At 34.1% G+C, this 12,472-nt stretch carries 6 protein-coding genes; 4 read left to right on the forward strand and 2 right to left on the reverse strand.

Annotation, left to right across the window (positions count from 1 at the left end; translation table 11 throughout):
* The first annotated feature begins 338 nt into the window (after positions 1–338).
* Together KKG99_16055 and KKG99_16060 are read left to right on the forward strand one after the other, a co-directional pair.
* Positions 339–1,421, forward strand: a complete 1,083-nt coding sequence (locus KKG99_16055) for a hypothetical protein (protein MBU1014512.1) — start codon at positions 339–341, stop codon at positions 1,419–1,421.
* Between the two features lie 692 nt (positions 1,422–2,113).
* Positions 2,114–4,582: an ABC transporter permease gene (locus KKG99_16060; GenBank protein ID MBU1014513.1), complete on the forward strand. Its 2,469-nt coding sequence runs from the start codon at positions 2,114–2,116 to the stop codon at positions 4,580–4,582.
* A gap of 15 nt (positions 4,583–4,597) precedes the next feature.
* Here the strand turns inward: KKG99_16060 and KKG99_16065 are convergent, their stop codons facing one another.
* A complete protein-coding gene (locus tag KKG99_16065) occupies positions 4,598–5,950 on the reverse strand; it encodes a hypothetical protein (GenBank protein MBU1014514.1) in 1,353 nt (450 codons plus the stop codon).
* The gene (locus KKG99_16070) at positions 5,940–7,304 is read right to left on the reverse strand and encodes a sigma-54 dependent transcriptional regulator (GenBank protein ID MBU1014515.1); all 1,365 of its coding nucleotides are present in this window, start codon (positions 7,302–7,304) and stop codon (positions 5,940–5,942) included. Before KKG99_16070 ends, KKG99_16065 begins: the two co-directional genes overlap by 11 nt.
* 212 nt (positions 7,305–7,516) lie before the next feature.
* On the opposite strand from KKG99_16070, the gene KKG99_16075 reads away from it, so the two are divergent.
* On the forward strand, positions 7,517–9,886 hold the full coding sequence (locus KKG99_16075) for an ABC transporter permease (GenBank protein MBU1014516.1): 2,370 nt from the start codon (positions 7,517–7,519) through the stop codon (positions 9,884–9,886).
* A 29-nt stretch (positions 9,887–9,915) separates the two neighbouring features.
* Positions 9,916–12,306, forward strand: a complete 2,391-nt coding sequence (locus KKG99_16080) for an ABC transporter permease (GenBank protein MBU1014517.1) — start codon at positions 9,916–9,918, stop codon at positions 12,304–12,306.
* Positions 12,307–12,472 lie beyond the last annotated feature (166 nt).

Here is a 12,472-nt window from a genome sequence, read left to right on the forward strand (position 1 = left end):
AGTTTATAGTCCCGAGAGACAGGTCGATATTGCTATTACAATACAAAATTATATAAATCAACTGGGCCGATAGACTGGAATGGACAACCACGTCACACCGATATTTTATAAGGGTGTTATGCTTTATAACCTTTAATACAAAAAAGATGAAGATAAATTTTTGCGCAACATTATATTATATAGGTTTTGCAATGATATTTGCAGCTTCCTTAAGATATATCCTTGATATGTTATCCTTTAAGAATATCAACTTTTGGAGTATTATTTTATGTATAGGACTAATATTTTTAAGTATTGGCATGAGAAATACAAATAAATGAACTGAAAAACAAGATAAAATGAAAAACTTCAAATTAAAAATAATCCTGATAATTTTAATTTTGGGATTAAGCAAAAATCTTTATTGCCAACATGAGGATAATCATTTAATTAATGGTGTTAAATATTATGCCATGTTGGATGGATACTGTGCCATGGCAGCCCTTCAAATGAATCTGGATTATTATGGATTTATCGTTGATCAATCATTATTACTGAATCTTGGATGGAATTATGGGTTTATGTATTTAAAAACACCTTACTACTCAATATCGTATCCTGATACTGACCCTGTTGAAGAAATTATTTTCGCATGTGACAAGATTGGATTTAATGCTACTGTTTTAGTACATAAATCTATTAAAGAAGCAAAAGAAACTTTATTAAACTATATTTCTCAGGATATACCGGTAATTATACAATGGATACCGCATACAGTTTTAGCTTATGGTTATAAAGACAGTGCAAACATTATAGTTTATAATGATCCAGGTAACATTAGAAATCAACTTATAGAAGACATTGATAGAACTCCATTTGGTAAAGGAGAAAAAGTATTAATGGCTATTTCTGATTGGGAGAAGATGCCTTATTTATGGGGGATGAGACAATATCAAATGGTAATAGTAGAATCAAAAGACAAAAATATTAATATAAACTGGAAAGAAATATGGAAAAGAAATGCCGAAAAAACTTTGGGTTTAATAAAGAATACATATCCAGCATATTATGGCATTGATGGCATAAGTAAAATGATCAAGGATTTAAAAATCAGTATAAATCAAGATATTTCAAAAAGTATCGAAATAGTAAAAAATTATGAAATGTGTTTTAGCCTCGGAACAGGATTTCGAAGAAACGCAGCTTCGTTTCTATCTGGACAAGCATCTATTCTGAATAACGATAATTTACGACTTGCTTCATTAGAGTTTTTAAAATCAGCACATTATTTCCGCCAGGGATATAATTTAATAAATTGGTTTAAAAAAAATTATGACCAAGCGAAGGGTGATCAAGCTTTAAATGAATTCTTAGAAATATTAGATAATATTGTTGAATGTGAAAGGAATGGTGCAAATTATCTATTAGAAGCTTCAAAGTAGAAACAGTCATCTATAATCAAACAGATACATAAATAAAAAGGTTACAAAGCATAACACAGTGTATACATCATTGCGGGTTTCAGAGCAATTTGCAAGTTCAGTGCTCGCTAGCAAAGGCAGTAACGGTGGATAGTGAAGTGTCCACGAATTCCCGCACGCTGCATACACTCACCGTTAGTAAGCTTATTAGGCTGGCTTCTGGATTTGTAAAGGCAGTAGACGGCGAAAAGGGATCTTGTTACGATGCATTTTATTACTTGGAGTGCGAGTAATCGAATGTTCTGGCCTTCTTCCGTATTTTTGCTTACACGGATGGAAGATTTGATTATCAATTTGAGAATCCAAATTTAAATTTATTATAATTTAGATCAAATTTGGTGGCTTGTTGTAAATACAGTTCAGTATCCGCAATTCACGTGGTTAGGGTTCAGGGTTGAACCGGTGATAATTCAAAAGGGTGCTTCAATTTAAGGGATGATTTAAATGATTTATATAAGTTTATACCGAAAATTTCTTTTTGTTAAAATATTCATATCGAATCGTTTGTGGCAGACAAGGAAAAAACTAATATATTTAGTGTATTAATATAGATTATAAATCGTCTTATATTTTATTTGCTAGTTTTTATTGAAATAATTTGTAACTAAAACTATAATTTGTACTCTAATAGATAATTGTAAAACCCTATAACCATGATTAAAAATTATTTTAAAAGTGCTTACCGGAATATCATCAGAAACAAATTTTATTCATTCATCAATATTCTGGGGCTGGCCATTGGATTTATGGCTACTATCATCATCTTATTGTATAACCAAAATGAGTTAAATTATGATAAGCACAATAAGAAATATGATCGGATTTATCGACTCGAATCGCATTTTACCATTGCCGGCAAAGATGATCTCTTTGCAGTAACCTCTGTTCCTTTAGGACTTGCGTTCAAGGTTGAATATCCGGAAGTAGAAGAGTTTGTTCGACTTTTCGGTGGTGATGGGATGTTGATAGAGATTGATGAGAATAAATATTATGAGGACCGCCTGTTCTGGGCTGATTCCACCATTTTCAATGTATTCACTCATGAGTTTATTTATGGTGATCCGATGAATGCATTGACCGAACCTAATACCTGTGTGATCAATGAAACCCTCGCGAAAAAATATTTTGGAAAAAATAACCCAATGGGAGAGGTAATTAAGGCAGTCAATGAAATACCCTTCAAAATTACTGGAGTCATCAAGGACCAGCCAGACAATACCCACTTAAAATACAATGGATTATTTTCGATTGTTACTTTATCTGAGCGAATAGGACGAGAACGATTTAATAGTTTTGATCCGGCTGCATTCTGGAATATTAATCCTTTTACATACATTCTTTTAAAAGAAAATTCTTCAATGGAATCTATATCGGAGAAATCGCCCCTGTTTTATGAAAAATATATGAAGTCGGTTGGCGATCAAATCAATGCCAACTTTGTTCCAATGGCCACTCCTTTAGCCGACATTCATCTAAATTCTAAATTGAAAGGTGATGAACCCACGGGAAATAAAGCTTATGTATTGATTTTTACCATCGTTGCATTGTTTATCCTTGTTATTGCAGGGATAAACTATATGAATATGGCAACCGCCCGATCAACCAAACGTGCTAAAGAAGTAGGTTTGAGAAAAGTAATTGGTGCAGTTCGTTCACAACTCATGCGTCAATTCTTAAGTGAGTCTTTAATCCTGGCATTGATAGCTTTTTTAATATCACTCCTAGCCGTGGCTTTAATTTTACCGTCGTTTAATGAACTTGCCGGAAAAAATTTGGTTTTTGGAATTGAAACATCCGGCATAATCTTATGGACCTTACTCATATCCATAGGTGTTGGCTTGTTATCAGGAAGTTATCCTTCATTTTATCTTTCAGCGTTTGCTCCAATTAAGGTTTTAAAAGGAAAAATAAATACCGGAAAATCGAAAGGTTCTCTAAGGAAAATCCTAGTGGTTTTTCAATTTATTATTTCTATTTCGATGATCGTCGGAACGCTTGTGGTTACTAAACAATTGAACTATATGCGTTCAAAAGATCTTGGATTTGCCAAGGATAATATACTTGTAACAACCATTCAGGCAGATACCAATTTACTTAAAAAAATGCCAACTTTTAGAGAAGAACTTTTGCAGAATCCGAATGTAAAAGATTTATCAACCTCAAATGGATATCCGGGTAATATTGGTGGCATTGTAGTAATGAAAGTCGAGCAAGACACAAAATTCGGAACATCTGATTCAACAGCTTCGAGTTCTGGAGGAAGTCAAATGGTTGAAGAAACCCTTAATTTTACAATGATTGATTATGATTTCTTAAATCTTTACGAGATCAAATTTAAGGAAGGCCGTAATTTCAGTCGTGAAATGGGAACTGACTTGCAGGAGGGAGTGATCATCAATGAGGCATGTGCCAAAGAACTCGGATGGACCGATAATCCACTTGGTAAAAAAATCGGCTTTGGACTTCAACTTGATGGAACCTTCACCCGAAGTACCAAAGTAATTGGGGTAGTCAAAGATTTTAATTATCGCTCATTGCATAATGCCGTTGAACCATTGGCATTATTTCTAACTGACCGGCCATTGAATGCCGTATCGATAAAAATTGGTCTGGAAAATCGCCAGCAAACGATTCAATTTATTGAGGATAAATGGAATGAGTTTGGAGCAATACACCCATTTGATTATAACTTCCTTAAAGATACCATGGATGATATGTATCAGGCAGAAGAAAAAATTGGTAAGGTGTTTACCATTGCATCATTACTTTCTGTATTCATTGCATTACTTGGCTTGCTGGGATTATCGTCTTTTATTGCTGAACAACGAACCAAAGAAATAGGAATTAGAAAAGTGGTTGGGGCTACATTGGAGTCGATACTAACCTTATTATTCAAAGAGTTTGTCATACTTATCTTAATTGCATTTGTGATTGCTTCGCCAATTGCCTGGTATTTGCTAAATAATTGGCTCGATTCAAATTTTGTTTACGCAACCAATATAGGGTTGTTAACTTTCCTTTTGGCAGGTTTTATTGCATTTGTTATTGGGATATTAACCATCAGTTTTCACATTTACAGGGCTGCAAGCTCAAATCCGGTTGATGCTCTTAAATACGAATAGTAATTTTAATTCAAATCAAAACTCTAGGGTGAAGGTACTTCCTTCGCCCTTTTTTGATTTTACGGAAATACTGCCATTATGCAGTCGCATAACCTGTCGGCAAAAATTAAGCCCGATTCCTGAGCCATGCTCTTTGGTTGTGAAGAGCGGGATAAAGATGTCGTTTAACAATGCATCATCAATCCCAATACCGTTGTCCGTAACCTCAATGACTGCTTTACCTTGATTGTTCAAATAAGCCTTCAAACTTATTTTTGGAGTGTTTTGTTGAAATAAGGCATCCATGGCATTTTTGATTAGATTGATCATCACCTGATTCATCAAACTTTCGTCCATGGTAATTTCAAGTAAAGCGGGTTCAGATAGAGAATCTATCTGAATTTCACATTTTTTTATGTCGTCCGAAAGTAATGAAATGGTTTTATCAAATAATTTTTGAACCTGATAACTTTCGAATTTTGGGATTGACAGTTTGGTCAAGGTTCGGTATTTTTGAATGAAATCAATCAAGCCCTGACTTCTTTCTTCGATCAGTTCGCTGCATGTCAAAGCATCTTCAATATTTTCCTGGCTAAGGGTTTCAACGGCTTTTATTTGTTTGTCATCCGAAAAATTTCTTCTGATCGAAGTTGTTAAAGTGGTGATAGGAGTAAGCGAATTCATCATCTCATGGGTCATCACACGGATCAGTTTTTGGTATGAAAGCAATTCGTTTTCTTCCAGTTCGGTTTTAATATCCTGAATTGATAATAGGGTTATTTTTTGTTTATTTGCCTTAATAATGGTTGATTTGAAGGAGTATTGATTAAGATAGTTTTTCAAATTAATTTTTAAAATTGATGGAATTCCGGTTTTAATGTTTTTAACTTCCTGATATAATCCTGACTGTATTTTTTCAAGATCACTCAATTTTAATAACGTTGAAATGCCTAAAAATTTGGCTGCGGCTTTATTAAAAATATAGACTTTACCATCCTGATCAAAAGAAATAATCCCAACGCCAATGTGTTCAACAGTGGTTTTAATAAACATCTCCTGCTCTTCTTTTTCAGCTTTAATTTGATGAACATCTTCAATAATTTGATTGAAATTTTTACTTAATCCCTTGAATATTTTTTCAATTTGATGGGTTGAAAAATGCAGACTGGTATCACCATATTTTAGATAAAAAAGAAATTTGGCTAAATCGCGATTTGTTTTACTCACGTAGCGATAAAGTTGCCAAATTTGAGCAAGGAGGATAAGAAACAGGAAAATAACAGTAAATAACCGCTTTTCCATGCCCCCAAAATAAACGATCATAAAGCTGTTCATGGAAATCAGTACAACCCGGATGAATGTGGAAATCAAGAAACGATTATAAATCATACTTTTTAATTTTTTTATAAAGGGTGGTTCGGGAAATCCCCATCTCTTTCGCTACGTTGCTTAAGTTGTTCCGGTGCTTTGCCAAGGCTTTAAACAATGCTTCTTTTTCAAATTCGTTGAGTTTAAAACTTTGTACTTCATCCTGCATTTCAGTATTTGTTTTAAAGAAAAAGTCTTCGGGAGTTAGTAGATTTGATTCGCTTAAAATAACAGCTTTTTCAATGCTGTGTTTAAGCTCTCTTACATTACCCGGCCAGTAATACTGGGTCAATTTGTCAATGGCATCCTGATTCAATTTTAACTGGGGTTTTTCATATTTTTCACGATATTTTTTCAGGAAAAATTCCGCAATCATAATAATGTCGTCTTTTCTTTTACGCAGTGGGGGGATGGTAATTTCGATGGTGTTTATCCTGAAATACAAATCTTCCCTAAATAACCCATCATTGATGAGTTGATCGACCGACTTATTGGTAGCAGTAATGAGACGGATATCCAGATCAATGGGTTTGTTAGAGCCCAGTTTGGTGATTTGTTTTTCCTGAATTGTCCTCAAAAGTTTTGCTTGCATCGAAGGCGGTAGATTGGCAATTTCATCCAAAAAGAGGGTTCCCCCATTGGCGGCTTCAATTTTTCCAATCCGGTCTTCCTTTGCATCGGTGAATGCCCCTTTTTTATATCCAAAAAGTTCGCTCTCGAATAAGGATTCGCTGATGGAGCCCACGTCAACAGCGATAAAAATTTCTTTTGCCCGTTTTGATTTAAGGTGAATTAGTCGGGCAAATAAATCCTTTCCTGTCCCGTTTTCTCCCAATAAAAGTACATTTGCATCAGTAGCTGCAACTTTTTCGATCATCGAAAAAACTTCAATCATTGCTTTTGATTTTCCAATAATCTGAAAATGATTGTTCGTAATATTTTCCTGAAAAACCTGATGTTTGTTCTTTAGCTTCGCGATCTCGTATTTTGAAGTTCTTAGTTTATATGCCGAGTGCAAAGTTGCAAGAAGTTTTTCGGCATCCCATGGTTTCTGCACAAAATCCGTAGCACCTTGCTTGATTGCCTTAACCGCCAATTCGATATCGCCGTAAGCAGTGATTAAAATAACAACCGCATCCGAATCAATATCCAAAATTTTTTTAAGCCAGAACAAACCTTCATTTCCCGTATTTATCCCTGTTTTAAAATTCATATCCAACAGTACAAGATCATAGGCGGTTTTCGCGAACATTTGTTTGATTTGTTCGGGATTACTAATGATATCAATTTGTTGATATTCCGATTTAAGCAGTAACTGAAGCGATTTAAGAATACTGATATTATCATCAACGATTAAGATACTTCCCTTTTTCATTTAGTGCTTATCTGTCATATAAAAGCTAAATTTATAAAAAGATTGCTTATATGTTATTAAAATGTCCATTTAGTGTACAAAAAGTGTTCATTTTGTGAACAATTAATTTATTTTAAACATCACTAAAAATTATAATCATCACAAAAACAACTAAATATGGATATGGCATACTGATTGCCAAGCTTAGGAAATTAACCTAAAATATCAATAAGATGTTTTTTAATTATATAAAAATAGCCATCAGGGCATTTGGGCGGAATAAACTCATTTCTATCATTAACCTTTTAGGCTTATCAATTGGGATTGCCATCTTTGCCATCAGTATTTTTTATGTTGATTATGAGTTTAACTATGAAAATTTTCAACCCAATAACGATCAGATTTATCGCATTTGCCTAAATAAAGAATTTGTGGGTTCTCCAAGTGCCCTTGGCAGGTTGATCTCAAGAGATTTTCCGGAAGTTGAATCTTTTGCAAGAATTGGTAGATCAAGTTGGTCGGAAAAAGTTACGATAAAAGCCAATGAAACTTTCTTCTATGAGTCCCGTTTCTTTTTTACTGATAGTACATTCTTTAAAACATTTGATTATCAATTGGTGCTTGGAGACAGGGAAAGTGTGCTGAACGAAGCTTTTTCGGTTGTTATCAACGAAAAGACTGCAATTAAATACTTTAATAAAATTGATGTACTTGGCAAAACCATCGAATTTAATGGGAAGACTTATGTAATTTCGGGTGTCGCAAAGGATGTTCCCCCTAATTCGCATTTTCATTTCGATCTCATCACCACTTTTCGTGGTACTGGAGATTATATGTACGCCGATTTAAAAAAATACTGGGGTTCAATAAATTATTTTACTTATGTTAAATTCAAGGAAAACGTATCAGTAAGAAATTTTCAGAATAAACTGATTGAATATGCTACCGAAGAATATAAAGATTACGCAGGAATTGAATTTTTCAGAAATTTATATTTTCAACCGATCAGGCTTGCCCATGTTGAAATTATCAGAGGAAACCTTGAAGCACCCGTGAATAAAAAATACCTGCTCATTTATATTTTTGTTGCCATCGTTATTTTGGTAGTTGCTTCCATAAATTACGTGAACCTATCCATCGCTGCTTCCCTTCGCAGGGCAAAAGAAGTTGGATTAAGAAAAGTTGTTGGTGCCGACCGGTATAAAATCCGTAATCAGTTTTTAAGTGAATCTGTCATGTTTACAGTCTTTTCATTAGCATTAAGTTTCGTTTTTATCGAATCATTTATTCCTTTGTTAAACCGATGGTTCGAACTTAACATTTTTATCGATTATCTGGATTGGAGATTTATTGTTTTTAGCATAATTATAATCATTTGGGTTGGCATAATATCCGGAAGCTATCCCGCCTTTGTGGTTTCAAGGTTGCAACCCATTAAGGTATTAAAATCCGGATTTGGGGGGAACAAGGCCAATACCACTTTCAGAAATGTTTTGATGGTTATTCAATTCGTAATTTCCATTTCTTTGATTGTTGGGGCATTTTTTATCACCCAGCAAATGAATTATGTGGATAACCTTGATTTAGGATATAACCGTCATGGGGTTGTGAATATACCGCTTCATGATGATCGCTTGAAAGAAAAAGGGGAGATTATCAAACAGGAGTTTGCTAAAAATTCTGAAATCATTGATTTATCGGCCAATTCCTTCAATATTACAGATCAACCATTTCACCAGACAGTTTATTATGAAAATGGAAATGAAGTAGAACAAGATATGACCTGGTATATTTTGGTTGACAAGGATTTTTTTAAAACTTATAAAATAAGGATTCTGCAAGGAAATACTTTTCCACAGGTCTCTTTTGAAAATCCAACAGCAGCATATGTGATAAATAAATCAGCAGCAGTTGCATATTTCGGTGATGGAAATCCGATTGGTAAACGACTGAGTATGCAAAGTGAAAAAAATATGGGTTACGTGGCAGGTGTGGTCGACGATTTTAATTTCAGGTCGCTGCATTATGCCGTAGAACCTTTGGTCTTTTCTATGGATCCTTATGGATATGATTATCTATCTCTTAGGATTGATCCGGAAAAAAGTGAACAAACTATGGATTTTATTGAAAGCAAATGGATGGAATTGTATCCGAATTACCCTTTCGAAATTCAGTATGTCGACAACGAATACAAAAAACTTTATAAGGCTGAATTCCAAACAGGATCATTAATACTAGTGTTTACGATGCTTTCAATATTGATTTCCTGTATGGGACTTTTCGGGATTAACAGTTTAATTACCAAATACCGGATTCGGGAAATTAGTGTGCGTAAGGTTTTTGGCGCAAGCGTAAGCCGCATAGTTTTGATATTATCGTCCAATATCGCGAAGCTGGTTTTAATTGCAAATATTATTGCCTGGCCTTTATCTTATTATACCATGGATAATTGGCTGAATAATTTTACCTATCGGATTCAAATGAATTGGTATATATTTATTTTGGCGGGTTTAATAACACTTATTATATCATTGTTAACAGTGAGTGCACAAGCTATCAAGGCTGCCAATACAAATCCATCAGAAACATTAAAATTTGAATAAAAACTACTAATTCAACTGAAATAAATACAATGTGGATCAATTATTTGAAAGTAATTGTTAGAACTTTAATCAGGAATAAATTCTTTTCACTGATCAATATCATTGGTTTATCTGTGGGGATAGCAGCCTTCGTGCTGATTATGATGTTTGTTGAGCATGAATTTGAATTTGACAAACATTTTAAAAATGCTAATCAAATATACCGGGTTACTTTGGATATGGAATGGGAACAAGCCCCCACCCAATTTACGGCACTGGCTCCCGGTCCAACAGCCATTCAACTGGCAAAAGATTACCCAGAAATCATTGCAGGTACCCGTTTTAGTACATCCGATCGAAGGATGTTCGAGGCAGTTGACGATCATTTAAATACTGTAGGACAGAAATTTTATGAGAACAATATTTTTATGGTTGATTCAAATTTCTTTAAAGTATTTAATATTCACGTTGTTGCTGGTGATAAAAACACAATGCTGACAGTTCCGAATTCAATTGTTTTATCGGAAAGTTTGGCCGAAAAATATTTTGGAATGATTGACGTGGTTGGACGAACTTTAAAAATGGATAATGAGCAGCATTTAACCATTACAGGGGTGATAAAGGATTTGCCAACTACCACCCATTTTAAAACAGACATTTTACTCACCACCAACGGCGATCCCAATTTCAATATCAATAATTGGCGGACATTTTTGTATTCATTTGTCAGGATTACAGAAAATGCCGATTTGAAAAATATCGATCAAAAACTGCTTGCTTTCAAGGAAAAATATTACGCTCCATGGAAAGAAACTTCAACTTTCCGCTTTCAAAAAATGCTCGATATTCACCTCAAAAACGACCGGATTTTTGATTATGCCCTGACTGGAGATTTTAAAAATGTATTGTTTTTAATTTCCATTGCTTTTTTGGTTCTGGTTATCGCTTGTATGAATTTTATGAATTTATCGACTGCCAGATCCATGCATCGATCAAAGGAAGTAGGGATCAGAAAGGTTGTTGGGGCAAGCCGTACAAATCTAATCGTGCAGTTTTTGGGCGAATCCATCATGGTATCTTTCATCTCCATGTTTATTGGCATTGTTTTGATTGAATCGATCATTCCCGAATTTCAAAAATTAATTAGTGCCAATTTATCGGTTAATTATTTAAAACATTTAATCAGTTTTATTGGATTGACCATAGTTGTTGGATTATTCTCAGGAATCTATCCTGCCTTTTTCACTTCTTCTTTTCAGCCCATGGTTGCTTTAAAAAATAAAACCGTTTTGGGAGGAACTAGCATTATCACCCGTAAAATATTGGTGATTTTCCAATTTGTGGTAATGGTGATTTTATTGAGTGGAGTAATGGTGATTTTTCAGCAAATGAAATATGTGAAAAACCGACCCTTGGGTTTTGATAAAGATCAAATTGTTTATACCTCTTTTAAAGATGAGATTCAGGGAGGACAAGCAAATTTATTGAAAGAGATGTTGCTTTCGAATCCAAATATCAAAACCGCTTTTCTTACCTCTCAACTTCCCGGTGAAACTCCTTTTGGAGATCATTTTTTGATTGAAGGAAATGAAAAGTCATTTCCGGCCCGAACAACAAGTATTGGCTACGAATACATACCAGGGCTTAAAATCGAAATTCTTACCGGAAGAAATTTTTCAAAAGAATTTGGAACTGATTCTTCTTCATGCATCATAAATGAAAGCGCCATGAAGAAATTCGGATGGAATATGGATGATGTGATTGGTAAAAAAATGAGCTGGAACTTTGCTTCCAGCTGGGATAACCAGATAAATGGTCGTGTGATTGGGGTTGTTAAAGATTATCATTTTAAATCATTGCATGAAGAAATTGAACCCATCATTTTAACATTCAATCCTTCACTTAATCGAATTGTTGCGGCAAAAGTCAACATGGAGAATATTGATCAAACCATCAGATTTATCGAAAAATCATTTAAAGAAATTAATCCGGCTTATCCTTTTGAGTATAGTTTCTTGTCCGACGATTTTGAGGTGCTTTACAAAAGGGAAGCACAATTCGAAAAAATATTCAGATATTTTGTTGTTCTGGCTATCATCATAGCAATTCTTGGTTTATTGGGCCTAACGGCATTTATGGCCGAAAAGAAGGTGAGGGAAATAGGCATCCGTAAAACTTATGGGGCTTCTATTTTAGGTATCATTAAATTATTTACCCGCGAATTTACCCTTTATGTAAGCATTGCAAATATTATCGGAATACCTATTGCCATCTTGATTATGAACCGATGGTTGAACAATTTTTATTACCGGATCAATATTACCTGGTGGCTATTTTTAATGGTTTTTATACTCAGTTTAATTATTGCCATTGGCACTGTTGCATTTCTTGCCTGGAAAGCAGCCCTTAAAAATCCAATTGAGGCTATTAAATATGAATGATCAGTTAAGCTGGTAGGTTCTTAAACAATAAGGTTAATTTTATCAACTTTTTTGTAATTTTTTAGTCGCTCAATCGTCATTATAAGTCTATTAACTTTCTTTAACATTCTTTTAACTAAGCAGTTAAAATAATTTTTTATTTTTAGTCTTCACAACCCCAAAATGA

The sequence above is a fragment of the Bacteroidota bacterium genome, from assembly GCA_018816945.1.
In the GTDB taxonomy this organism is placed as follows: domain Bacteria; phylum Bacteroidota; class Bacteroidia; order Bacteroidales.